This is a genomic window from Sinorhizobium sp. 6-70 (assembly GCF_030124375.1).
GTDB lineage: Bacteria > Pseudomonadota > Alphaproteobacteria > Rhizobiales > Rhizobiaceae > Sinorhizobium.
In genome coordinates, this window is the sequence record NZ_JASKLS010000003.1 from 47520 (window position 1) to 70601 (window position 23082).

Here is a 23082-nt window from a genome sequence, read left to right on the forward strand (position 1 = left end):
GAAAACGAGCAATGCCATCATGGAGAAGATCAATGACCAATATTCTGATTGTTCTTTCGGCAGCGGACAAATGGACCCGGGCCGATGGCTCCGTCTACGAAACGGGGGTGTGGGCCGAGGAATTCGTCGTGGTCGACGAGGCCCTGATCAAGGCGGGCTTCCAGGTCGACCTCGCGAGCCCGGGCGGTATCGCTCCCACGATGGACGCGCGCAGCCTGGACCCCAAGATCGTAGGTGAGGAAGTGGCCGAACGCATGCGCAGCTATCTGACCAAAAACTCGGAACGGGTCGAAGAACCTCTGGTCCTCACCGACGTCGAAGTGAGCCGCTACGATGCCGTCGTCGTGCCCGGCGGGCACGGGCCGGTGGAGGACCTCTACAAGGATCCCGATATGGGCCGCGTTCTGATTGAAGCCAATCGAGACCAGAAGATCATCGCCGCGGTCTGCCACGGCCCGGCGGCGCTGCTGGCTGCCAGGGACGAGAACGGGCAATGGCCTTTCGCGGGGCGCAAAATGACCTCCCTCACAGATGAGGAGGAAATCGAGTTCGGGACCGCCGACAATGCGCCCTGGCTACTCGCTGACACGCTGCGCAAGTCCGGCGCGCTCTTTGAGCAGGGGCCGAATTGGGCCGTCTATGTCGTCGAGGACGGCAACCTCCTGACCGGCCAGAATCCCGCATCGTCGGCGGCGCTCGCGGACGCGGTCATCGCCGCGCTTCGTTGACGAAGTGCGTGCCCGGCTGACCATCTTGCGTCGGGTCAGTAGCGTGCTGCGCCGCTTGGTCCAGCGCGGGAACGTCGCGTGCGGCCGGCTGGCGCCATAGCCGGGCAGCTCAGGGATGACCAGCGTGTGGTGACGTGCCAGCATTGGGTCGACCTTGCGCCACGCGATATGCGTCTCGGGAAAGCCATGAAGCAGCAGGAGCGGCGGCCCTGCGCCGCCGATGACGCCGGCGAAGCGAACGCCGCCGGCGTCCATGTCCAAGGTGCGGAAGCCCGGAAAGAACGGCGCTACCGCATCACGCCTGCGGGCAGCCGTGATGTCGATGGTAGAGTTTGAAGGACAGTGTCGCCGATCCAGGTTCACGTCGATCCTCAGCTCCTGTTGGCGGCCTGCACGAAGGCGGCAAGCTCCTGTCCGTACCGTACCGGCTCCTCATAAAAGGGGCTGTGTCCGCTGTCGGAGAAAAGCGAGAGCCGGCTGTTAGCGTGGCTGGACTTGATCCGTTCCGACATCGCGACGCGAACCAGCCGGTCGTGGACGCCATGCGTCAGCAGGATCGGGCCGGCAAAGGCGTTGAATACGGGTTCGAGATCGGTTGTCTCCGTCTTGATGAAGCCCTCGTTCACCGCGCGGGCGGTCATGCCGTTGATGACCAGCATGCGCTGCATCTCCACCGCGGTCGGCGGCCGGTGGAAGCAGGCGGCGAGGAAATCGGCCGTGGCCGCGGTGCGCTCTGCCAGGTCGTGCGAAGTGGAGGTGCCGGTGAAGGTCGCCGCCTCCTCGGTGAGGAGATCCGGCGACAGCCTGGTGACGGCGTCGACTAGATTGACGCCGGCAACTGCCGAACCCCCGTATTTGCGCAGATAGGCGCCGGCCACGAAACCGCCGAGTGACCATCCCACGAGCACTGGCCGGCGAAGCTTGGCGCCGGCGATTACGGCGGCGACATCGTCCGCCCATCGATCGGCATCGGAATAGGCGTCGAGTGCGGTCGGCTTGTCGGAATCGCCATGGCCACGAAGGTCGAAGCTCGCCATGCGAAAGCCCGCCAGCGCAGGATCGGCGAACTGCTTTTCCCAGCTCAGGCGGCTCTGACGCAGGCCATGGATGAAGAGGACCTCCGGCGCTTGGCCGTCGCCCAGCGTCTCGCCTGTCAGCATCACGCCATCCGCCGAGCGCACGGCGAATGGTTCGCGCGCTGCCGTAAGTGCTCTATCGGCCTCCGACCCAGGGGCAGCGCTGCCAGCGGATGCCGCATGATCTCGCGGCGCCGCATGTGCGGCTTCGATGACCAAGGTGGCGAGGCCGGCCGCGCCGGCGAGGAAGGTACGTCTCGAGTGGCTCATGAGTGTCGCTCCATGTTGTTTAGCGAGCGCTATTCAACGTACTTGACTTCGTCTGTCAAGGGTTGTTTAGTGACCGATATGGAAAGCAAAGCAAAATCACGCGGCGGACGACCTTGGAGTTTCGACCGAGAAAAGGCGGTCGAAACCGCGATGCGGCTGTTCTGGCGGCACGGCTATGAAGGGGTGTCGATCGGTGATCTCACGACGGAGATAGGAATAGCGCCCCCAAGCCTCTACGCTGCCTTTGGCAGCAAGGCGGAGCTCTACCGGGAAGCAGTTACACGCTACGAGAAGACGCTTGGATGCCTGGATGTGGCGTCCATCAAATCGGCGGGGTCGCTGGCGGACGCAGTACGAGTATTGCTCGAGGAAGCCGTGAGAGCCGTAACCGACCCTCACCGTGAACGTGGCTGCCTGATCTCAAGTGGCATGATCGCTTGTCATCCGGAGCATGCCCCGCTCGCCCGCGACGCGGCCACGCGCCGTGATGCTATGCGCGAGCGGATTGGGGAAGCGCTCCAGCCCTTTGCCGGCGCGGACGAGGTTCGGCGCTTGGCGCGCCATCTGGCTGCCGTCATGCAGGGTATTTCGATCCAGGCGCGCGACGGTAGCGAGCTAGCGGAACTGCAGGAGATCGTTGAAGATGTAGTGGCGGGCGTCGCAGCACGGATTCCCAAGGATGGGCGAACACATTGACTTGCAAAACGCAGAACCGGCAGAGCTGGCGCACGACCATGCGTCGAGCGAGAGCGACGCGAGAGAGACCGTATCGAGCAGCTCGTCACCAAGCTCTGTCGATCAAGGCCGATGTGTGCAGGCCTGTCGAGTTCGGTGCCATTTTCGCCGAGGCAAAGGGCCACTTTGGCAAGATCGACATCGTCGTCGCCAACTCGGGAATCGAAGCCGTCGGAATTTCGGCGCTGGATTTCGACGCATTTTTTTGCAGTGAACGCAAAAGAAGGCGACCAGCGGTGGCCGTAAAGAGACTGCCGTGAAGGAACCGACCACCATGCCCACGGGTCCGTCGCCCTCGGTCTCCGCAGTTATCACTGCTACGCCGGTTGGATAGTGGCTGAGGGTCTCCCTGAAAACCTTGTCGTCGAAACTGCTTTGCTGGAACTCGGGCGCTTCCTGCCGGCTGCGTAGACGATTGAACCATCTTTTCTCCACCCATGATGACCAAGCTGCGCCAGCGCTCTTCTGGAAACTGCCATGGTGCGATGCCTTGACAACCTTATTCATTCCCTCGATCTGTCGTGACTAGCAAGAAGCTGTCCCGACCAGTCGTGCGCGAGCTCACCAACTAGTGGTGCTGTTCCGTGCCGCGAGCTGACGAACCGCAGGCATGCTATCCGGGGAGGTGGTGCAGCAGCGTTGATGGCCATCGGCGAGGGCTTAGCACATCTGGCTTTGGAAGAAGCAATTGCACGTCCAGGACGCCCTCGCAGCCCAGGGCGCTGACGATAGTCGTTCGGAAGTTCCCGCACCTTTCATTCTCGGTTGCGCGACTTGTTCCCGTCAACGCTGGCAGTGATTCGATCCAGATTTTCGATCAGCCGAGTGAGTAAGGCGACGAGTTGAACAGCTTCTTCCTCGGTGAACCCATCCATTGCGTCACGATTTCCTTTGAACAGGGTCTCAATTGCGTCCGGCAAACGTGCCTGCGCGGCCCTCGTAAGGACTATGCGGCTACTTCGCCCATCTTCCGGGTGAGGGGTTCGCTGGATCAAACCGTCCCGCTCCATTCGCGCGAGCATTTGTGCCATCGGCGGTTGCTCTACCTTGGCGAAGCGGGCCAGATCGCGTTGCGTGCTTGCTTTCCCGTTCTGCAGCGCGATCAGCACTGGCAAGTAGCCCACCCCGAATCCGAGCGGCTTCAGGCGTGCCTCGCTTAAACGGGCAAACCCCCGCGCTGCAAGACTGATGAGATGCCCCGGCGTAGAAAGCACGTCATTTTTCATCCTCCGTATATCCTTTCCCATGGTTGACCAATTTACATACGTGCATATATATCTCCGGCAGGCGAACTGGCAAGTTCGGCTCCCTGCCGCCCAATAAGTCCGGTCAACCCATTTTGAGGAAACGATATGTCCGAAACCCACGTTGAAATTATCAAACGCATCTACGAGCGCTTTAACGCCCGAGACATCGACGGGGTCCTCGCCGAGCTTGTCAATGATGTCACCTGGGCGAACGGTATGGATGGAGGCCACGTTCATGGGCGTGAGGCTGTGCGCGATTATTGGATACGGCAATGGGGCGTCGTCAGTCCTCATGTTGAGCCGGTGGCCTTTCGGACAACAGATGATGGTGTCATCGCTGTGGAGGTGATCCAGTCCGTGTTCGATCTTGATGGCCAGCCGCTAAAGGGGCAGACGCATGGGCTCAAGGACAAGACGGTGATGCACATCTTTCGCATGGAAAGCGGTAAGATCGCGCGTTTTGATATCGGGGATGCCCCGTGAACCTCGTCGCAAGACGATGTTGGCGATTAGAGAGTCTCGGGCCGGGCCTCACGAGGGTGGCTTGCTGGACTTTGCCGTCGGCTGAATACGATCAACGGAGCTAAAGCATGAATGAACCGAAGGACAACGTACGGCTTGCAGGCAAGACCGTAATCATTACAGGTGCTGGCACCGGGATCGGTGCTGCGGCGGCGCATGCATTTGCGCGGGAGGGCGCGAGCGTGGTCCTTGTCGGCCGGCGGCACGATGTTCTCGAACAAACAGCCGTGAGCATCCAGGCGAAAGGCGGGACATCCTTGGCCATAGCTGGGGACGTGTCGCGCGCGGACGATGCCAGGCGCATCGTTTTGGAAACGGTGCAGCATTTTGGCCGATTGGACCATCTGTTCAACAACGCCGGCATTCAGGGGAATGGAGATCCAATCGTTGACATGACGGAGGAAGCCTTCGACGAGATCATCGCCATCAATCTTAAAGGCGTATGGCTGATGACGAAATATGCACTGCAATCAATGCTGAAGAACGGCACGGACTGCGCGATCGTCAACACCTCGTCCTTTCTCTCGACAGCAGCGACGGCCGGTACGTCAGCCTATTCGGCCAGCAAGGCGGGACTTGATGCGATGATCCGGGCGATCGCGCTGGAGGTTGGTCCGGCTGGAATCCGCATCAACAATATCAATCCCGGCGTTATCGACACGCCCATGTTCCGGAAACATGGTGATGAAATCCGTGCTCCCCTGGCCGCCAAGGCGGCATTGAAGCGGCTTGGAACGCCGGAAGACATTGCTGACGTGGCCGTATGGCTCTGCACTGAAGAAGCCCGCTTCATCACCGGTCAGTCGATCCTCGTTGACGGCGGTTTCACCATCCCGGGGCCACGTTGACGCGCGGCTTTCCCGTTGGGTATCGCTTTGCCGTTTCCTTGATGACGGTAGTATTGAGGTCGATAACAATGCCGCTGAACGGGCAATCCGGCCGATTGCAATCACGAGAAAGAACTCACTCTTCGCCGGCAGCGACGGCGGCGGAAGGACCTGGGCGACCATCGCGACACTTCTGCAGACGGCAAAAATGAACAACGTCGCTCCGCTCGCCTGGCTCACTCAGCCCCTCGAGCGCATTGCCAATGGCTGGCCGAGCAGCGAAATCGACGCACTCATGCCGTGGAATTACGCCGCCTGAACGGCCTCGGCTTGTCGCTTACTATGAGGGGGCATCCAAACCTGTAAACGGCATCCCCAAGACATCGATCCCGAGAACATTTCGATCGGCTAGCTAAGCGGTTGTTTTGCCACCGCAAACGGCTCAGCGTCATTTCCGGCTGCTTTTGAGCTCACAATCGCTGCCTAGGCCAGACTCGGTTGCCGTTAGCATAGCATCCGCTGCCCATCATCAGGCAGTGTCCGCTCTTATGCTGCGTTGCGGCGAAAACCGCTTCATCGGCCATGAATTCACCAAAACTTCGCGACAGAACGCTATTGCGGGTTGTCCGTCGGGAACGGAATACCTCTGCAAGCGGCAAAGTCGGCCGGCATCACCTCCCAATGTCTGGCGAGACTTTCAACGGGGATGACAGAGCATGAAAGTTGTAGTCGAAAACACCGTCTGCTTGAACACGGGCGACGCGGCCATTCTTTTCGCGATCAGGCATATCCTGAAATCGATATTGGGCGAGAAGGTCGAATTCCTGGTGTTCGACAGCCAGCCGGAAGTCGCCGCGCGACTGTATCCGAAAGAACAATATCCCGACATCGAGCTTCGCAAACTCCCGTCGGAATCGATCTTCAAGTACAAATACGACGACAACACGGTCAAGAATGCGCTGAAGCAGGTCTATAACCAGGCCGTGTTCCACGCCTTGCGTCATCTTGGCTGCGGCAATTATCTCGACCGGCGTTTCTTCAGTGATGAGGATCGAAAGAGCCTTGCGCTTTACAAGGACGCTGATCTGGTGATCACCACCGGAGGCACCTATCTCGTCGAGAACTATTCGCTCGAGCGGCGCATCAACCAGTTCAAGCTTGGTGAGATGCTCGGCAAGAAGACGATCTTCTTCACCCAGTCGCTCGGCCCGTTCGAGAAGCCCTACAACCGACGGATGCTTCCGCCGATTTTCGCCCGCAGCCCGCTGATCCTCCTGCGCGACGCGCGGTCGCGCAACCATATACTCGATCTCGTCGACGATCCGTCGAAATGCCACGTGGTCGCCGATTCCGTCTTCGCGCTTGCCGATGTCGAGCGGATCAAGGCGCTGCTGATGATCGGCCGTCCGGCACCGACGCGCCGCGTCGGTATCTCCGTGCGGCACTGGCATTACGTCAAGGGCGGCGACGGCGGCATGGGCCGGTACATCGACTCCGTCCGCGAGATCGCGACGAAGCTCGTGCGCGACCACGGCAAGAAGGTCACGTTCATTTCGACCTGCCAGGGCGTGCCGGAGTACGCGCATGACGATTCGAAGACGGCGAACCTGATCGTCTCGGGACTCGCGCCCGAAATCGCCGAGCACGTGTCGGTCGATGCGTCGTTCCACACGCCGGAACAGTTGATGGCAATCGCCAGAGGGCTCGATTTCGTCGTGGCGACGCGCATGCACATGATGATCATGTCGCTTTGCGTCGGTACCCCGGTGCTGCCGATCGCCTACGAGTTCAAGACCAAGGAAGTCGCCAAGCGCGTCGGCGTCGACGATGTGCTGCTCGATATCGATACGGTGACGCCGGAAGAGGCGAGCGGCAAGCTCGACCGCTTCGTCGGCAAGCTCGACCATTATCGCGAGACGAGCCTGAAGGCCGTGCTCGAGGAGCACGCCTCGGCGATGTCAGCGGCGGACCAACTGCGCCCCGTAATCGAAGGCCTATCGGCGTACGGCGCTCATGGCCTTCGAAAGGATGTCGAACAGGACCTGGCGCGGCTGGCGTAGGGTCAGCGCGAAGACGAGCGCAAGCCCGTAGTTGAGGCAGATCGCGGAAGCGAGGGCGAGGATGTCCGAGCTTCCCGTCAGGGCTTCCGGCAGCAGCCGGTAGCCGATCCAGGCGGCCAGGGCCGATACGAGAAAGAGGCCCTGGACGTAAAGGAAATCCATCGCCGAGACCGGCCCCACCCGCTGCAGCAGCCAGGCAAGCACCGGGACACGCAGGAGGCAGCCGCTGATCGCATAGGCGGCGGCGACACCGATCGCGCCCCATTGCAGGCCGACGACAAAGGAAAGCACCGTCGTCAGCGACGAATATATGCCCCAGCGGAACATCGTCTTCGTCTCGCCCTGGCAGATGAAGATCCAGCCCGTGGTGCTGGAGACCGGCTGCATCAGGCTCGCGATCCCGAGCCAGGCGAAGATCGGCGCAACCGCCAGCCACTGCTCACCGAAAAGGATGCCGACCGTTGGTTCGGCCGCTACGGTCAGCGCCGCAATGCCGGGCATGGTGACCGCAGCGAGCAGCCAGTTGGTGCGCATGTAGATATCGCGAAACCGGGGCTTGTCCTCCTGGATGCGGCTCATCAGCGGTATCATCACACGCGACAGAGGCTGGGTGATGTTCTGCAGCGGGAACAGCAGAAGCTTGTAGGCGCGGTCGTAATAGCCGAGCTCGATCGGCCCGGAATACTTGCCGATCAGGACGTTGTCGAGATTGCGCGAAAAGAAGTTGACCAGGTTGAAGCCGGTGAGATTGGCACCGAACGAGATGATGTCGCGGTCGATTGCAAACGCCGGCCGGCCCGGCATCCAGCGCGTGGCCCACCATGCAGCCATGAGGGCGACGGCGGCGGAGGCCGCAGGCCCGATAACGAGCGACCAGTAGCCGAGGCCGAGATAGGCGGCCCCGGCAGTGACGAGAAGGCCCACGACTGCGGCATAGACATCGTTCAACGCCAGTTGTCCGAACTTCAGGTGCCGGTTCATCAAAGCGAGCGGCAGCGCGGCCAGGCTGCCGAGGAGCAGCGGCAGCGCTGCGGCAATCGCAATGGCCGTCATGCGCTGGTCGCCGTAGAAAACGGCAATTGCCGGGGAAAGCGCGACCACGACGAGGGTGCAGATGAGACCGACGAGCGTACTGATCCAGAAGACGTGGTTGAGCTCCCTCTCCCCGATTTCCTTGCGCTGGATGACCGCCTGCTGAAGCCCGAGATTCTGAAAAAGCCCGACGAAGGCGACAACGGGGCTGACCGACGCGACGAGGCCGAAGTCCTCCGGTGCCAGCAAACGTGCGAGCACGACGACGGAGACGAACTGGATGACCATGCGAATGGCCTGGGCACCACCCGTCACCAGCCCGCCACGAAGTGCGAGCCGACCGAATTGGATGTTTTCTGCGTTCAAGCGACTTGCCTCGACTGGGGCAATTCCGGGAAAAGTGTGCGATCGTTTTCCATCCGGAACTGCGTCGTTTCAAAGAGTTCGAGCGTTTTTCTGTTCCGCGAACTGTGAATGTTCTGGATCGCGACGATTGCGGGTCGATCGCCCCAAATCGTAAAACCGCGATCGATCCTAGCGAGTTAGAGCAATGCGAGCGGGCGTCGCACCTTGCGCTCTGGCGAACCGGGCGACGATCTCGGCGAAATCGTCGTCGAGCGCCTCCATGTCGAATTCCGCCTCGACCTTCTTCCTTGCTTGCAGCGCCACGACCTCGCATTGCTCCGGATGCTCCGCGACGAAGCGCAGCCGGCTTGCAAGCGTCTCGACGTCTCGTTCGTCGGCGAGGAAGCCCGTCTTCTGATCCTCGATCAATTCGGGAATGCCGGAATGGTTGGAACTCACCACCGTCAGGCCAGCGGCCATGGCCTCCATCAGCGCGACAGGGATGCCTTCGACATCGCCGTTCTTGGCCGTGACGCTCGGCAGCACGAAGGTGTGCGAGCGCCGCAGCCACTCCTTGACGTCCTGGTGGGCGAGGCTGCCGAGGAAGGAGACCTGTCCAGCGATGCCGAGCTCCGAGGCGAGCGCCTCCAGCTCTCGCCGCAAGGGACCGTCGCCGATGATCGTATAGCGCCAGGCGAGTTCCGGCGCGTCGGCACGCAGCCGCGCGAGCGCGCGCAGCGCGTATTCCACGCCCTTTTTCTCGGCCAGCCGGCATACGGAAATCAATTGCAGCGGAGCGCCGCGCCAGGATTTCCATTGATAGGGGATCTTCTTGAGATCGATCCCCATATGGTGCACGGCAACCTTGGCTTCCGGCGCTCCGGCCTCCATCAGAACACGGCGAAAGAAGCCATTCACGGTAAGGTTCAGCGCGCCGTATTCGAACAGGTCGTTGTATCGGCCGAGTCCCCGCTCCTGGAGCGGCACCCCGACATCGTAGCCGTGGAAGATCGTGACGATCGGCGGCTTTAGCCGCTTCCATTTCTTCAGTCGCGCGGCGCGAGCGCCGTTGTGCCCGAAATGGGCGACGAGGACATCGCATTCATTCAGGCGGGCGACGGACGACATGTCGAGCACGGTGGAGACCTTGTCGCGAATCTTCGCCGGCAGCCGCTCGATGGCTGGACGCATGCGCGCCGCCGCGCCCCACCAGTCACGGGTTCGTGCCAGAAGGGTGGCGAGCGGCTCCTGGCGCCGATCCGCGAAGTTATAATCCGACATCCCGTTGCAGACGACATCGACCTCGAAGCCGCGACGCAAGAGGCCGGCCATCTGGCCGATGACGAAGGTTTCCGAAAGCGACGGAAACTGACCGACTATGAAACCGACGCGCATGTTGCGGTCTCAAGAGGCCTTGAGCGCGGAGGCGCGGCTCGCGGCAGCGCGATCCAGAACCTCGAGGAATGCGGCAAACTGGCGGGCGGGCTGCATCAGCGGGCGTTCGGCGAATTTCGACGCCGCTGCCGACAGCCGTTCATACTCGCCATCGTCGCTCCACAGACGGCGGATCGCGCCGGTCCATTGTTCGAGTGGTCCATCGTGGTCGAGAAGGATGCCGCCTTCGCCGATCGCTTCCGGCAACCCTCCGCGCGTCGATCCGACGACCGGAATGCCGCTGCAATGGGCCTCGGACGCCACCCGTCCCCAGGCCTCTTCCCATTTGCTCGGGGCAAGCAGGATCTTCGTCCGCCCATAAACGGTCTTCATGTCGCTGGTGCGGTTTTCGAGTCGCACGTTCTTCAGCGGCGCGATGATCTTCTCGATCTCCGCCCGGTGATCGTCGGCGAGCTTCCAGCTCTCGACGAACAGGAAAGGAATGTCGGGGCATTGCTCGGCGATGCGAACCGCCAGCTCGAATCCCTTCTCGCTATACGGATTGATGAAGGTCACATATTCGCGCGTCGTCGGCGTCTTGTAGGTTTCGGGATTGATCGTCGGCGGGATCACCACCGAGTCGATCCCGTATTTCTGCTTGTAGGTCCGGGCGGTGAATTCCGAATTCGCGATGTAGTGGGCGGCGGTCAGTTCCCTGAGGTCGCCGGCGAGTTCGTGAAATTCGACGTTTCGGAGATAGATCACCAGCGGCACATTGTGCGCCTGCAACGCCTTTCCGATCGGAACCGATTTGTGGCACTGCACAACGGCCACGTCGGGGCGGAGCTTGTTGACGGCGAAAGTTGCCGCCTCCCACGGATGCCAGGCCCGAACGACGGGATAGCCGGGAAAGCTGTCCATCACGCCACGCTCTCCGGACAACTTAAGCTTGACGCGCGCCTTGAAGCCGAACATGCCGTCGCCGAACAGGGCGGCCAATACGCCGGCCTCATGACCACGGTCACGCAACTGCTGGACGAGGTGGTGCGTGCTCGACTGAACGCCGCCGCTGAACTCCGGATAATAACCGTTTCCGCCGGCAAACAGGACCTTCATACCGCTTCTCCTTCATCAGACATTTCGCCGTGACCGTGGGGCTGCACCTCACCCGAACGGGCGAGGCGAAAAGGCATCAACTCCAGAATGACGGCAATTGTTGGGTCGGTCGCCCTTGAGTCGGCGCAACCTGCGATATCAGGCCACACATGAGCGAAGGCGACGGGGCTGGCGCGGGAGTGTGGGAGCTTCCGAAAGAATATTCATCCAGCCGCAAGAAAGCAGTCCTCCACCGAGCCGGGTGACCGTGCGAGACAGGCGCGCAGCATTGCTGCACTGCAGCAGAGACTGTCACGGCGGGAGCAGATAGTCAATCGACGTTCACCCAATCGATCTAGCTCAAATGTGGTACGGGCATACGCGCGAACCGCTCGCTTGACGCCGCGGTCTTTCGAGCCTCAAATCGATCCCATAAAAAGCACGACGATGGGTGCATCATGGGCGACGACGAACCGGTACCGGAAACGAAACTGACGTCCACCAAGCGGCAATGGGCGGCGGGTGGCAAGTTCCTGACGGGGCGCGTCGGGCGTCCGGAGATCGACCGCCTGCCACCCGGCCAGCATCTCGTCAACGACTGGCCGGTTCTGGATCTTGGACAGCAGCCGCACATTGCGCTGGAGACCTGGCGGCTTGACCTGACGGGCCTCATCGAGAGGCCCTTGTCGCTCGACTGGAGGGCGTTCCAGTCGTTGCCGCAGAGCGACAGTCTCTCCGACATCCATTGCGTGACGACCTGGTCGCGCTACGACAATCGCTGGCACGGCGTGCTGACGCGCGATCTCCTCGACCTGGTGATGCCGAAGCCCGAGGCGGAATATGTCCTGTTGACGAGCTATGACGGCTATACCACCAATCTTCCGCTCACCGACTTCGCCGCAGAGAACGCGATCCTTGCGACGAGTTGGGAAGGGGGCCCGATCAGCCGTGCCCACGGCGGCCCGATGCGCCTCGTCGTGCCGCATCTCTATCTCTGGAAAAGCGCAAAGTGGCTGACGCGGATCGATTTCCGCGCCGCCGACAGGGCCGGCTTCTGGGAGCGCAACGGCTATCATATGCGCGGAGACCCCTGGCTCGAGGAGCGCTATTCCGGCGATTGATGCGGGACCGCCTTCGGCAATGCAACCGGCGAATTTTGATGCTACAGTCGCCGGTTGAGGGCATCGTTTTGTGGGCAATCATTTTGAGTTGCGGGAGGAAAGCATGCGCAGACTGAGCGTCAAGAGCCTGTCCTTTGCCTTGATATTCGCGCTTGGGGCGGCATCACCGTGGACGGCGCAGGCGGCGTCGCCGGAGCCGGTCAAGGCCGAGCACGGCATGGTGGTTACCGCCCAGCATCTCGCCTCCGATATCGGCGTGGAAGTCTTGAAGAAGGGCGGCAACGCAATCGATGCGGCGGTGGCTGTCGGCTATGCGCTCGCCGTCGTCTATCCGACAGCGGGAAATATCGGCGGCGGTGGTTTCATGACCATCCGCTTCAAGGACGGCAAGACCACCTTTCTCGATTTTCGCGAACGCGCGCCGCTCGCCGCCACCAAATCGATGTATCTCGACGACAAGGGAAATCTCGTCAAAGGCTTGAGCACGGAAGGTTATCTCGCTGTCGGCGTGCCCGGTCCGGTGATGGGTTTTGAGCACGCGCGCAGCCGCTACGGGACGCGCCCGTTGCAGGACCTGATCGCGCCGGCGATCAAGCTCGCCAAGGATGGCTTCGTGCTGGAGCAGGGGGACATCGACTCGTTCGACGGTGAAACCGAGCGGCTGGCGAAGGATCCGGCGGCGGCGGCGATCTTCCTGAAACCCGACGGCAAGCCCTTTGCCGTCGGCGAGAAGCTGGTCCAGGCCGATCTGGCCGCCTCTCTGTCAAGCATCGCGGAGAAGGGGCCGGACGCCTTCTACAAGGGCACGATCGCCGACGCGATCGTCAAGGCGAGCGCGGATAAGGGCGGCATCCTCGCCAAGAAGGATTTCGAGCAATATGCCGTTCGCGAGCTGGAACCGGTCAAATGCAACTATCGCGGTTATGACATCGTGTCGTCGCCGCCGCCGTCGTCGGGCGGGGTCATCATCTGCGAGATCCTCAACATTCTCGAGGGCTATCCGCTTTCCTACCTCGGCTACGGTTCGGCCGAGACCGTGCATGCCATGATCGAGGCCATGCGGCATGCCTATGTCGACCGCAACACCGCGCTCGGCGATCCGGACTTCGTCGAAAATCCGGTCAGCAAGCTCACCGACAAGGCCTATGCGAAGGAAATCCGCACGAAGATCGAACCGTTCAGGGCCGGCGTCTCGCAGGCGCTGATGCCGGCGGGTTTCGCCGAGAGCAAGGAGACGACCCACTATTCGATCATCGACGACGAGGGCAACGCCGTCGCCGTCACCTATACGCTGAACGGCTCCTTCGGCGCCGGCGTCGTGGCGCCTGGAACCGGGATCCTGCTCAACAACGAGATGGACGATTTCACCGCCAAGCCCGGCGCGCCCAATCTCTACGGCTTGGTCCAGGGCGAAGCGAACGCGATCGCGCCCGGCAAGACGCCGCTCTCGTCGATGAGCCCGACGATCATCTCAAAGGAAGGCAAGCCCTTCATGGTGATCGGCAGCCCCGGCGGCGCGCGCATCATCACGATCACGCTGGAAGCGATCATCAATGTCATCGACCACGGCATGAACATCCAGGAAGCGGTCGATGCGCCGCGTCTTCACCATCAATGGCTGCCGGACAAGGTGTTCATGGAACCCTATGCGCTCTCGCCGGATACCCGCAAGCTTCTCGCCGCCATGGGCCATGATGTCGAGATTGACGAAAGCTGGAAGATCTGGGGGCAGGCAACAGGCATCCTCGTCGGCGGCGAAAACCTGGAGGAGATCGGGGCCGGCGGCGGCGCCCGCTACAACGGCGCGGTCGACAGCCGCATCGGGGCAGGCGCGGCGAGGGGGTATTAGTTTTCGGGAAGCTCGCTGCGCAGCAGGCCGTAAATTGCGGTGTCCCAACGCTCGTCGCCGACTTTGACCGACGAGCGCCGCACGCCTTCTTCGATAAAGCCAAGGCCAAGATAGGTGCGGATTGCCGCGCCGTTAAAGGTGTAGACGTTGAGTTCCAGCCGTTCGAAAACAGGAGCGGCAAAGACACGCTGGACGACAAGCCTCAAGAAGGGGCGGGCGAGCCCTTGGCCGCGAAACAGGGGATTGACGGCGACACGGCTGAGCCGGGCGACGCCGTTTTGCCAGTCGAGGGCGACTTGCGCGTGGCCCGCGACAACACCCCGCACAAGACCGGAAAAGATCCAGCGCTTCGCCTCAAACCCAGATGTCTCTGCGACCATCCCCTCGATCTGGCCCTTGTCGAGCGGAAAGCGGACGTCCGGACCGCCCCATTGAATGAGCGACTGCAGCGTCGGGAACCAGGCCGGCAGGTCCCGAGCATGTTCCTTCGCGAAATTATGAAGCTGCAGTTGTGATTCAGTCATGACGGTCGATATAAAAACACGCAGTAATTGAAAATGCCATGGCGTCCGTTGCGCGTCCGGTTAGGCCGCAGACTCATAGGCGTGCAGCCACAGCCGCAGCGAGGCGAGCTGGACCATGGCGAGAAAATTGGCGGCGACCTTGTCATAGCGTGTGGCGACGCGGCGGAAGTGCTTCAGTTTGGAGAAGAACCGCTCGATCAGATTGCGCTCGCAGTAGAGCCTCTTTCGCGGTTCATCGATAAATTGGGCGTGCCCGTAAACGGTCCTTGGCGAGGTTCTGCGATCCGTGACAAAACCGCAAGATCGGACGAGCGGGTCATGTTTGCGTGCGCTTAGCTGGTGCTGCCACGGAGGACAGAACGATGAAGGCGGCGCTTCAACACTACCATGCCCGGATGCAGCGGGTGCTGGATCACATAGACCGGCATCTGGACGACGATCTGGACCTAGACACGCTGAGCAGCGTCGCAGCCTACTCGAAATATCATTTCCACCGGCAGTTCACGGCGACCTTCGGTCTGTCCGTGCATGGTTATATCCAGCTAGCCGTATGAAGCGCGCTTCATACGGGCTAGCCTACAGGGATGCCCAAAGCGTCACGGACATAGCGATGGATGCCGGTTACGATGCACCGGACGCCTTCGCCCGCGCCTTTCGGCAACGGTTCGGGCAATCGCCTTCGTCGTTCCGGAAGTCTCCCGACTGGGAGCCGTGGTTTGCGGCCTTCGGGCCTCTCGACAACGCGAGGAGCAAGCTCATGCAGAAGACTTTTACCACTGACGACGTGAAGATTCGCGATGTGCCCCCCACGCCGGTGGCGATCATGGAGCATCGGGGCGACCCGGCGACGCTCGGCGCCACCATCCAGCGGTTCATCGCGTGGCGCAAGGCTGCTGGCCTGCACCCCAAGACAAGTCCGACCTTCAATGTCTGGCGTTCCGAGCGACGTCCTGCTTCGCCTGCCGATTATAGCGTGGACCTTTGCGTTGGGACCGACCAACCGATCGAGGCGAACGGCGAGCAGATCAAAGTCGGGGAGATCCCTGGCGGACGTTGCGCGGTGCTGCGCGTCGTTGGCAACACCGACAATCTGGAGCCCGCCGCGCTCTATCTTTATCGCGACTGGCTTCCGGCCAGCGGCGAGGAAGCACGCGACTTCCCGATCTATTGCCAGCGGCTGAGCTTCTTCCCGGAGGTACCGGAGCATGAGGCGGTCGCGGAACTGTTTTTGCCGCTGAAATAGCGTCATCTGACGGCGGCGTGTCCCTTCCGATAGCAAGAAGCGGACAGGCCGCTATCCACCCAATCTCAGCATTTATCGTTCGCGGCCTGGACGCGCGGTGTCGTCGTTGCGTTCAGGCCTTCGGCATCGCAGCCCCAGCCGCCTCGCGGATCGTCTGCATCAGGATCGAGAGCGGCAAGGATGGAATCGCGTCGGTGCGCATGGTGAGCCCGACCGGCCCCCTGGTCTCGCTGGTATCGATCGGCAGCGTCGCCAACAGGCGGTCGTCGATATCCGTCGCAACGACGCCGGTCGAGATGATCCAGATCGCATCGCTCGAACGGACGAAGGCGCGGCCGAAGGAATCGGAGACGGTCTCGATCTGGTTCGGCAGGCTGGCGATGCCGTTGGCGATCAGGAAGCGTTCGACGAAGGGGCGAATGATCGAAGCGCGGGTAGGCATCAGAACCGGATAGTCCCCGAGATGGGCGAAGATCGACTGCCTGCCGGAGAGCAGCGGGTGGCCGGTGCGCACCGCAAATACCACCTGTTCCGAATAGAGGTGCTCGAAGGAAAAGCCGGTCATCTTGTCGGGCGCCGCCAGCCTGCCGACGACGAGATCGAGGTCGCCGACCCGCAACTGCTCCAGAAGCACCGCATTTTCGCCGGTAACGATCTTGATGCGCGCGCCTGTTTCCTCCTTGAGAAAGAGCGCCATGGCGCGGGGCATGATGCGCGTCGAAACGGTCGGAAGGGCGCCGATCCGGATGGGCGGTCCGTCGCCGGAACGTTCCTGCGAGACCGAATCGAGCCCTTGCCGGAGCGCTGTCAGCGCCGCGCCGGCGTGGCGGAGAAAGACCTCGCCGTAGCGCGTGATCCTGATGCCGCGCCCCTCGCGCTCAAACACGGCGACGCCCAGTACCTCCTCCAGTTCGCGGATCGTCTTGGTGACAGCCGGCTGGCTGACGTGCAGGAGTTCGGCCGCTTTCATCACGCTCTTCTGGCGCGCGACCTCGACAAACGTTTGCAGATGGCGAAACTTTACACGAGCGTCAATCATGAAATCCATAACCTGCGAGTTAATGGAAAGCCATGAAATATCATTTTACCTAACCAGATCAAACATCCAATTTGGTGACGGAGGAGATCTGCCGTGCAATTCGCCCGTATCAACGACATCACGATTCATTATCAGGTCATTGGTGCGACGGGGGAAAAGCCTGTCCTTGTCTTTGCCAATTCGCTCGGCACCGATTTCCGCATCTGGCGCGATGTCGTCGTCCGGCTCGCCGGCGAGTTCGCGATCGTTCTCTACGACAAGCGGGGCCATGGCCTTTCCGATGTCGGCCAGGTTCCCTATTCGATCGAGGATCATGCGACCGACCTTGCCGCCCTGCTCGACCTGCTTTCCGTCCGCGGGGCGATCATCTGCGGGCTTTCCGTCGGCGGCCTGATCGCACAGTCCCTTTATCAGCGTCGTCCGGATCTGGTGCGTGCGCTCGTGCTTTCGGATACGGCGCACAAGATCGGCACGGCGGAGATGTGGGACGCGCGCATCGCCGCGATCGAGGCGCACGGCATCGAGACGATTGCCGACTCCGTACTCGAGCGCTGGTTCACGCCGGCTTTCCGCCGGCCGGAAAACGTTGCATTCACCGGCTATCGCAACATGCTGATCCGGCAGCCAGTGGCAGGCTATATAGGCACCTGTGCCGCAGTCCGCGACGCCGATTACACGGAGGCGGCCAAAAAGATAGCCGTGCCCGTGCTGTGCGTGGTCGGGGAGGAGGACGGTTCGACGCCGCCTGACCTCGTACTCGAAACGGCGCGGCTCATCCCCGGCGCACGCTACGAGGTGATCCGCGAAGCCGGCCATATCCCCTGTGTCGAACAGCCGGAAATCCTGACTGCGATTCTCCGGCCGTTCTTCGAACTCGTCATGCATGGAGACAGGAAAGATGAGTGACGCCACAGCGCCCTCCGAGCGCTATCGCCAGGGCATGGCGACGCGCCGCACCGTTCTCGGCGACAATCATGTCGACCGCGCGCAATCGGCTGCGACCGACTTCGATCAGCCTTTCCAGGACCTGATCACCGAAGCCGCCTGGGGCCATGTCTGGTCGCGCCCGAACTGGACGAAACGGGAGCGCTCGATCGTCACCATCGCGCTGCTGGCCGCGCTCGGGCAGGATGAAGAGGTGGCGATGCATGTCCGCGCCACGGCCAATACCGGGGCGAGCCACGAGGATATCCGCGAGGCGCTTCTGCATGTGGCGATCTATGCGGGGGTGCCGGCGGCGAACCACGCGATCAAGATCGCCAAGCAGGTCTTGGCTGAGATGGATGCCGGCAAGGCGGCCTGAGAGGAGCAATGACAATGTCGGACAGACGGAACGATAAGCCCGAAACGGGCGCCTTTTTCCAGCGCGACCGTGACTGGCACGCGCCGGCCTTTACTCCCGGCTACAAGACCTCCGTCCTGCGCTCACCACAAAAGGCTCTGCTTTCGCTCGACGGCACGATCTCCGAGATCACCGGCCCGGTCTTCGGCCATTCGATGCTCAGCGAGCTCGACAACGACCTGATCCACAACTTCGCCAAACCCGGCGAAAGCGCGATCGGCGAACGCATCATCGTGCATGGCCGGGTGCTCGACGAGCGCGGCCGTCCCGTGCCGGGCGCCTTGCTCGAATTCTGGCAGGCGAATGCCGGCGGGCGCTATCGGCACAAGAAGGAAACCTATCTCGCGGCTCTCGATCCGAATTTCGGCGGCTGCGGCCGGACGATTACCGACGACGAAGGCTATTATTTCTTCCGGACGATCAAGCCTGGTGCCTATCCCTGGCCGAACGGCGTCAACGACTGGCGGCCGGCGCACATCCATTTCTCGATCTTCGGGCACGGCTTCGCCCAGCGGCTGATCACCCAGATGTATTTCGAGGGCGATCCGATGATCTGGAAATGTCCGATCGTCAACACGATCCCCGATCGCCGGGCGATAGAGCAACTGATCGCGCCGCTCGACTGGGCCAACACGATGCCGATGGACGCCCGGGCCTACAAGTTCGACATCGTGCTGCGCGGCCGCCGCTCGACGTTCTTCGAAAACCGGCCGGAAGGCAACTGAGGGGGCAACGATGGTTCAGGATCTTGGCTACCTCAAGGAGACCGCCTCGCAGACAGCGGGGCCCTACGTTCATATCGGCCTGACGCCGAACTTCTGCGGCATATCGGGCGTCTACAAGGCCGATCTCGGCACATCGATGGTCAACGACAAGACGCTTGGCCAACGCATTACCGTCAGGGGTCGCGTGATCGACGGGGCGGGAATGCCGCTCAAGGATGCGCTCATCGAGATCTGGCAGGCGGATGCGAGCGGCCTTTACAATTCACCCGCGGAAATGCGCGGCACCGCCGACCCGAATTTTGCCGGATGGGGCAGGTGCCCGACGAGCGCCGAGGATGGCGTCTTCACCTTCGAGACCGTCAAGCCGGGTCGAGTGCCGTTCAAGGACGGTCGTCTGATGGCACCGCACATCACCCTCTGGATCGTTGCGCGCGGCATCAATATCGGTCTTCACACCCGGATGTATTTCCCGGACGAGGCAGCGGCGAACGCCGAAGATCCGCTGCTTGCCCGGGTAGAGCATCGTCATCGCGCCGAGACGCTTGTCGCCGCGGGTGCGGCACCTAGTTATACATTCGACATTCATCTCCAGGGCGAGAAGGAAACGGTCTTCCTGGATATATGATCATCGCGTGGCGTCATGCCCGCGTTGCTTCGTGCCTTTGACGCCGCTGTTCGCGGGAACACGGGATCCTGGAGATGTGGAATGACTTACTCGGCCTTTGATCATCCCTATCTTTCCGGTCTTCTTGGTGACGAGGCGGTGGCGGCGGAATTTTCCGCTGCGGCCGATATCCGCGCCATGCTTGCCTTCGAGGCGGCGCTCGCGCGGGCCGAGGCGGAACACGGGATCATTCCGCGTTCTGCGGCCGATCGCATCACCGAAGCCTGTCGCGCCTTTTCCCCGGACGTCGTGGCGCTCCGCCGCGCGACGGCGGCAGACGGCGTCGTCGTTCCGGAACTGGTCCGGCAATTGCGCGCGGCGGTCGGTGGCGACGCTGCACATCACGTGCATTTCGGAGCCACCAGCCAGGACGTCATCGACACCAGCCTGATGCTGCGATTGAAGGCGATCGCCGAACTCTTCAGCTACCGTCTCCGCGATGTCGTGGCGGTGCTTGAAGAGTGCGACCGGCAATGGGGGTTTCGTCCCCTCATGGGACGCACGCGCATGCAGGCGGCGATCCCGGTCACGGTTTCGGATCGCCTGCGCACCTGGATCGAGCCGCTTCTCGACCACCAGGACCGCCTCGAGGCCATGGACCGCGACCTGTTCGCCGTGCAGTTCGGCGGCCCCGCCGGCACGCTCGACAAGCTCGAGGACAAGGCGGAGGCCGTTCGCGAGACGCTCGCCGAGGAGCTTGCGCTGGTCGACTGCCCGCAATGGCACAGCCAGCGCTCGGCGGTGGCGGATTTCGCCAATCTGCTGTCGCTGATCACGGGCAGCCTGGGCAAGTTCGGCCAGGACGTGGCGCTGATGGCGCAAAACGGCGAGGAGATCGTGCTTGCCGGCGGCGGTGGCTCCTCGGCCATGCCGCACAAGCAGAATCCGGTTGCAGCCGAAGTGCTTGTCACCTTGGCGCGATTCAATGCAACCCAGCTTGCGGGCGTGCATCAGGCGCTCGTGCATGAGCAGGAACGCTCCGGTTCAGCCTGGACGCTCGAATGGTTGATCCTCCCTCAGATGGCCGGCGCGACGGCGGCTGCCACCAGGCTTGCGGCGGAACTGGCGGGCAATATCAGGCGCCTGGGCGGGGCGTGAGCCGCGTTCTGGCGCAGGCGTCTTAAGATCCGAAGCTCCTTCGATAAGCGGCCGGCGAGGTGCCGAACCTGCGAACGAACGATCGCCGGAAGGCGACGTCGTCGGTGAAGCCGATGTCCGTGGCAATCTTTTTGAGCGGAATGCTGGTGTCTTCGGCCAGCCGCCGTCCCGCTTCCAGCCGCATGCTTTCGACGTAGTCGGCCGGTGTCATGCCGACTTCCTGCTTGAACTGCCGGGAAAAGTTTCGCTCGCTCATGCCGACGCGCCTCGCAATCGCGGCGACGGTCAAGTCGGCGGCGAGGTTGTCGGCAATGAAGTCCTGGGCCGAGCGGATCGGCGTCTTCTGGGCGATCTGCCCGGCAAGCAGCGTACTGAACTGCGTTTGTCCCCCTGGTCTCTTCAGGAAAACGACCAGTTCGCGCGCGACCTTGAGAGCGATTTCCAGACCGAGATCCTTCTCGACGATCGCGAGCGCCAGATCGATCCCGGCCGTTACGCCCGCTGACGTCCAGACGTTGCCGTCCTTGGTGAAAATGCGGTTGGGCTCGAGCTTCACCTCGGGAAAGCGCTTGGAGAATTCCGCGGCCTGGGACCAATGCGTCGTCGCTTTCCTGCCATTGAGCAGACCTGCCTCGCCAAGCACGAAAGCGCCGGAGCAGACCGAACCGAAGCGACTGGCGCGAGCGGACGTCTCTTTCACCCAGCGCAGCAGTGCTTCCGAGATCGGCCGTTCCTGGATCAACGGGTCGCCCGCAACCAAGAGCGTGTCGACAAGGGAGGGTTCGTCGTCGATCGAGCGATCGGGTACGAGCACCAATCCGGACGAACCGCGCAGGGGGCTACCCGCCGTGCTGACGATTTCCACCGAATAATAGTCCTGGCCGCTCTGGCGGTTTGCTTCGGCAAACACGTCGGAGGGGCCGATCACATCGAGCAGCTGCACGCCTTGCATCGCGACGATTGCGATCTTGTGAGTGGACATCACAGTACCTCGAAAAGCTTGCCGGTCAGAACGACGCTCGCCGTGCGAACGAAAACGACCGTGATTGCGGCGGCAAGGAATATGAACATGAAACCGGCCAGACCGACGAGAACATCGCTTTCAGCAGCTCTGGCGTATCGGAAGAAAGCGATCGACAGAGCGGCAAGCGGGAAGCTGATGGCCCACCAGGCGATGCTGAAAGGAACATGCGACCGGAAGACCATCGGCGACAGCACAAGCATCAGAAACAAGGCGAAATAGAACAGAACAGTGGCGAAGAGGTCAACTGACCCAGTAACGTTGGTATAGGCCAGGAAGCCGACGGCAAACGGAGCGACAAGCACCATCAGGGACGGCCGGGCGAGCACCGGAACCGGGTCCTCGTGCCGCAACCGGGCGAAAATGAGGGCAACGAAGACCGCGGCCATGACGCTGCCGATCGAAAAGGCGAACATGTTCATTTCATGCGCCCAGGCAAACGGCATGGCATGACCGGTCACGGCTATATCCAGCGTCGCGACGCCCGGGATGAGCAGCGGCGGCAGCGTCGTTTCAGGTGACTGTTGCCGGCCAAGGAAAGCCCTGGTGACGAGATAGGCCAAGGCGAAGGTCAGCGCGGAAGCAGCGATCCAGATGCCTTGCGAGACGAGCGCACTGTAGCGGTTCAGAAAGGCGGACTGCAGCAGCAGACCGATGGCGACCGTGGCGAAGAAGTTGCTCTGGATCGGATGCGAGAACTCCGAGGATACATGGGAGGGATGCAGGATCCACTTGGCGGAATAACCGACAGCGAGGCCGAGGAAGATGAAGGTGCCGAGCCAGCCGATATATTCGCCGGGCAGACCCGGCAACCCTATGGAGTGGGTGGCTTCGCGCCACGCCAGACTCAGACCGGTGATGCCCATCACCGAGCCGAACAGGTTGATGGGGAGCTGGGAGATCGAACGCCTGGTCAGCGGCGTACTGTTCGAAACCTTGATGGATTGGATGGTCATCGGTTGCTCCTGTCTGGAAAGATGCTGACAGGATTAAAACACGCAACGGCTATGTCTTAAATGGAGCTAATAGGACGATTTCAGACTCATCGCATATGTTTTCGGCCACTGATCTCCCTGGCGGCAAAAGGCGCATCCGGGGGCGTCGTGAAGTCACGCCATGTTGCTCCGTATTCCCCGTGACCGCCA

22 protein-coding genes and 4 pseudogenes are annotated in these 23082 nt (G+C 61.9%); 14 read left to right on the forward strand and 12 right to left on the reverse strand.

The window, feature by feature from the left end; translation table 11 throughout:
- Positions 1–32 precede the first annotated feature (32 nt).
- A complete protein-coding gene (locus tag QN222_RS07330; RefSeq protein WP_283962616.1) occupies positions 33–728 on the forward strand; it encodes a type 1 glutamine amidotransferase domain-containing protein in 696 nt (231 codons plus the stop codon).
- Between the two features lie 123 nt (positions 729–851).
- On the opposite strand, the pseudogene QN222_RS07335 reads toward QN222_RS07330, so the two are convergent.
- Positions 852–983, reverse strand: a pseudogene (locus tag QN222_RS07335) (alpha/beta fold hydrolase); the annotation flags it as partial.
- A 116-nt stretch (positions 984–1099) separates the two neighbouring features.
- A complete protein-coding gene (locus QN222_RS07340) occupies positions 1100–2074 on the reverse strand; it encodes an alpha/beta hydrolase (RefSeq protein WP_283962617.1) in 975 nt (324 codons plus the stop codon).
- Between the two features lie 78 nt (positions 2075–2152).
- Here QN222_RS07340 and QN222_RS07345 point away from each other — a divergent pair, with 78 nt between their 5' ends.
- A complete protein-coding gene (locus tag QN222_RS07345) occupies positions 2153–2770 on the forward strand; it encodes a TetR/AcrR family transcriptional regulator (protein WP_283962648.1) in 618 nt (205 codons plus the stop codon).
- Between the two features lie 102 nt (positions 2771–2872).
- On the opposite strand, the gene QN222_RS30310 is transcribed toward QN222_RS07345, so the two are convergent.
- Positions 2873–3316, reverse strand: a complete 444-nt coding sequence (locus tag QN222_RS30310) for a flavin reductase family protein (protein WP_336621013.1) — start codon at positions 3314–3316, stop codon at positions 2873–2875.
- Positions 3317–3564: 248 nt separating this feature from the next.
- Complete coding sequence (locus QN222_RS07350; RefSeq protein WP_283962618.1) at positions 3565–4035, reverse strand: MarR family transcriptional regulator; 471 nt, start codon at positions 4033–4035, stop codon at positions 3565–3567.
- 126 nt (positions 4036–4161) lie between these two features.
- Here QN222_RS07350 and QN222_RS07355 point away from each other — a divergent pair, with 126 nt between their 5' ends.
- The 4 genes and pseudogenes from QN222_RS07355 (at position 4162) to QN222_RS07370 (ending at position 7465) form a co-directional block, all read left to right on the forward strand.
- Complete coding sequence (locus QN222_RS07355; RefSeq protein WP_283962619.1) at positions 4162–4539, forward strand: nuclear transport factor 2 family protein; 378 nt, start codon at positions 4162–4164, stop codon at positions 4537–4539.
- A gap of 107 nt (positions 4540–4646) precedes the next feature.
- Positions 4647–5426: a glucose 1-dehydrogenase gene (locus tag QN222_RS07360; protein WP_283962620.1), complete on the forward strand. Its 780-nt coding sequence runs from the start codon at positions 4647–4649 to the stop codon at positions 5424–5426.
- A gap of 7 nt (positions 5427–5433) precedes the next feature.
- A pseudogene (locus QN222_RS07365) lies at positions 5434–5724 on the forward strand (transposase); the annotation flags it as partial.
- A 397-nt stretch (positions 5725–6121) separates the two neighbouring features.
- Positions 6122–7465, forward strand: coding sequence for a polysaccharide pyruvyl transferase family protein (locus QN222_RS07370; protein ID WP_283962621.1), 1344 nt, complete (start codon positions 6122–6124; stop codon positions 7463–7465).
- Here QN222_RS07370 and QN222_RS07375 read toward each other — a convergent pair.
- The 3 genes from QN222_RS07375 to QN222_RS07385 all read right to left on the reverse strand — a co-directional run bounded on the left by QN222_RS07375 (position 7400) and on the right by QN222_RS07385 (position 11332).
- Positions 7400–8863 carry a lipopolysaccharide biosynthesis protein gene (locus tag QN222_RS07375; RefSeq protein ID WP_283962622.1) on the reverse strand — a complete coding sequence of 488 codons (1464 nt, stop codon included), beginning with the start codon at positions 8861–8863 and terminating at the stop codon, positions 7400–7402. The two genes, QN222_RS07370 and QN222_RS07375, sit on opposite strands and share 66 nt — an antisense overlap.
- 168 nt (positions 8864–9031) lie before the next feature.
- Positions 9032–10237, reverse strand: coding sequence for a glycosyltransferase (locus QN222_RS07380; protein WP_283962623.1), 1206 nt, complete (start codon positions 10235–10237; stop codon positions 9032–9034).
- A 9-nt stretch (positions 10238–10246) separates the two neighbouring features.
- Positions 10247–11332 carry a glycosyltransferase gene (locus QN222_RS07385; protein WP_283962624.1) on the reverse strand — a complete coding sequence of 362 codons (1086 nt, stop codon included), beginning with the start codon at positions 11330–11332 and terminating at the stop codon, positions 10247–10249.
- A gap of 437 nt (positions 11333–11769) precedes the next feature.
- On the opposite strand from QN222_RS07385, the gene QN222_RS07390 reads away from it, so the two are divergent.
- On the forward strand, positions 11770–12432 hold the full coding sequence (locus tag QN222_RS07390; protein ID WP_283962625.1) for a sulfite oxidase-like oxidoreductase: 663 nt from the start codon (positions 11770–11772) through the stop codon (positions 12430–12432).
- Between the two features lie 103 nt (positions 12433–12535).
- The gene (gene ggt, locus QN222_RS07395; protein ID WP_284005341.1) at positions 12536–14281 is read left to right on the forward strand and encodes a gamma-glutamyltransferase; all 1746 of its coding nucleotides are present in this window, start codon (positions 12536–12538) and stop codon (positions 14279–14281) included.
- Here ggt and QN222_RS07400 read toward each other — a convergent pair.
- Entirely contained in the window at positions 14278–14805 is a 528-nt protein-coding gene (locus QN222_RS07400; RefSeq protein ID WP_283962627.1) for a GNAT family protein, read from the reverse strand. The two genes, ggt and QN222_RS07400, sit on opposite strands and share 4 nt — an antisense overlap.
- Before the next feature lie 60 nt (positions 14806–14865).
- A pseudogene (locus tag QN222_RS07405) lies at positions 14866–15024 on the reverse strand (transposase); the annotation flags it as partial.
- Between the two features lie 143 nt (positions 15025–15167).
- Here QN222_RS07405 and QN222_RS07410 point away from each other — a divergent pair.
- Positions 15168–16048: pseudogene (locus QN222_RS07410) on the forward strand (GyrI-like domain-containing protein).
- A 112-nt stretch (positions 16049–16160) separates the two neighbouring features.
- Here the strand turns inward: QN222_RS07410 and pcaQ are convergent.
- Entirely contained in the window at positions 16161–17087 is a 927-nt protein-coding gene (pcaQ, locus tag QN222_RS07415; protein WP_283962628.1) for a pca operon transcription factor PcaQ, read from the reverse strand.
- Between the two features lie 93 nt (positions 17088–17180).
- Here pcaQ and pcaD point away from each other — a divergent pair, with 93 nt between their 5' ends.
- From pcaD to QN222_RS07440, 5 genes are all read left to right on the forward strand, one after another.
- On the forward strand, positions 17181–17993 hold the full coding sequence (gene pcaD, locus QN222_RS07420; protein WP_283962629.1) for a 3-oxoadipate enol-lactonase: 813 nt from the start codon (positions 17181–17183) through the stop codon (positions 17991–17993).
- A complete protein-coding gene (gene pcaC, locus QN222_RS07425) occupies positions 17986–18390 on the forward strand; it encodes a 4-carboxymuconolactone decarboxylase (RefSeq protein WP_283962630.1) in 405 nt (134 codons plus the stop codon). The genes pcaD and pcaC overlap by 8 nt, the downstream gene beginning before the upstream one ends.
- Positions 18391–18404: 14 nt before the next feature.
- Positions 18405–19154 (forward strand): protocatechuate 3,4-dioxygenase subunit beta, encoded by a 750-nt coding sequence (gene pcaH, locus QN222_RS07430; protein WP_283962631.1) that lies wholly within the window; start codon positions 18405–18407, stop codon positions 19152–19154.
- Between the two features lie 10 nt (positions 19155–19164).
- Positions 19165–19779 (forward strand): protocatechuate 3,4-dioxygenase subunit alpha, encoded by a 615-nt coding sequence (gene pcaG, locus QN222_RS07435; protein WP_283962632.1) that lies wholly within the window; start codon positions 19165–19167, stop codon positions 19777–19779.
- An 81-nt stretch (positions 19780–19860) separates the two neighbouring features.
- On the forward strand, positions 19861–20916 hold the full coding sequence (locus QN222_RS07440) for a 3-carboxy-cis,cis-muconate cycloisomerase (protein WP_283962633.1): 1056 nt from the start codon (positions 19861–19863) through the stop codon (positions 20914–20916).
- Positions 20917–20938: 22 nt separating this feature from the next.
- Here the strand turns inward: QN222_RS07440 and QN222_RS07445 are convergent, their stop codons facing one another.
- Positions 20939–21898, reverse strand: a complete 960-nt coding sequence (locus QN222_RS07445) for a GlxA family transcriptional regulator (protein WP_283962634.1) — start codon at positions 21896–21898, stop codon at positions 20939–20941.
- Entirely contained in the window at positions 21898–22893 is a 996-nt protein-coding gene (locus QN222_RS07450; protein WP_283962635.1) for an SLAC1 anion channel family protein, read from the reverse strand. The genes QN222_RS07445 and QN222_RS07450 overlap by 1 nt, the downstream gene beginning before the upstream one ends.
- Positions 22894–23082 lie beyond the last annotated feature (189 nt).

Coding starts and splice junctions, on each gene's coding strand:
- QN222_RS07330 (WP_283962616.1), top strand. CDS start 33: ATGACCAATATTCTGATTGTTCTTTCGGCAGCGGACAAATGGACCCGG.
- QN222_RS07340 (WP_283962617.1), bottom strand. CDS start 2,074: ATGAGCCACTCGAGACGTACCTTCCTCGCCGGCGCGGCCGGCCTCGCC.
- QN222_RS07345 (WP_283962648.1), top strand. CDS start 2,153: ATGGAAAGCAAAGCAAAATCACGCGGCGGACGACCTTGGAGTTTCGAC.
- QN222_RS30310 (WP_336621013.1), bottom strand. CDS start 3,316: ATGAATAAGGTTGTCAAGGCATCGCACCATGGCAGTTTCCAGAAGAGC.
- QN222_RS07350 (WP_283962618.1), bottom strand. CDS start 4,035: ATGAAAAATGACGTGCTTTCTACGCCGGGGCATCTCATCAGTCTTGCA.
- QN222_RS07355 (WP_283962619.1), top strand. CDS start 4,162: ATGTCCGAAACCCACGTTGAAATTATCAAACGCATCTACGAGCGCTTT.
- QN222_RS07360 (WP_283962620.1), top strand. CDS start 4,647: ATGAATGAACCGAAGGACAACGTACGGCTTGCAGGCAAGACCGTAATC.
- QN222_RS07370 (WP_283962621.1), top strand. CDS start 6,122: ATGAAAGTTGTAGTCGAAAACACCGTCTGCTTGAACACGGGCGACGCG.
- QN222_RS07380 (WP_283962623.1), bottom strand. CDS start 10,237: ATGCGCGTCGGTTTCATAGTCGGTCAGTTTCCGTCGCTTTCGGAAACC.
- QN222_RS07385 (WP_283962624.1), bottom strand. CDS start 11,332: ATGAAGGTCCTGTTTGCCGGCGGAAACGGTTATTATCCGGAGTTCAGC.
- QN222_RS07390 (WP_283962625.1), top strand. CDS start 11,770: ATGGGCGACGACGAACCGGTACCGGAAACGAAACTGACGTCCACCAAG.
- ggt (WP_284005341.1), top strand. CDS start 12,536: ATGCGCAGACTGAGCGTCAAGAGCCTGTCCTTTGCCTTGATATTCGCG.
- QN222_RS07400 (WP_283962627.1), bottom strand. CDS start 14,805: ATGACTGAATCACAACTGCAGCTTCATAATTTCGCGAAGGAACATGCT.
- pcaQ (WP_283962628.1), bottom strand. CDS start 17,087: ATGATTGACGCTCGTGTAAAGTTTCGCCATCTGCAAACGTTTGTCGAG.
- pcaC (WP_283962630.1), top strand. CDS start 17,986: ATGAGTGACGCCACAGCGCCCTCCGAGCGCTATCGCCAGGGCATGGCG.
- pcaH (WP_283962631.1), top strand. CDS start 18,405: ATGTCGGACAGACGGAACGATAAGCCCGAAACGGGCGCCTTTTTCCAG.
- pcaG (WP_283962632.1), top strand. CDS start 19,165: ATGGTTCAGGATCTTGGCTACCTCAAGGAGACCGCCTCGCAGACAGCG.
- QN222_RS07440 (WP_283962633.1), top strand. CDS start 19,861: ATGACTTACTCGGCCTTTGATCATCCCTATCTTTCCGGTCTTCTTGGT.
- QN222_RS07445 (WP_283962634.1), bottom strand. CDS start 21,898: ATGTCCACTCACAAGATCGCAATCGTCGCGATGCAAGGCGTGCAGCTG.
- QN222_RS07450 (WP_283962635.1), bottom strand. CDS start 22,893: ATGACCATCCAATCCATCAAGGTTTCGAACAGTACGCCGCTGACCAGG.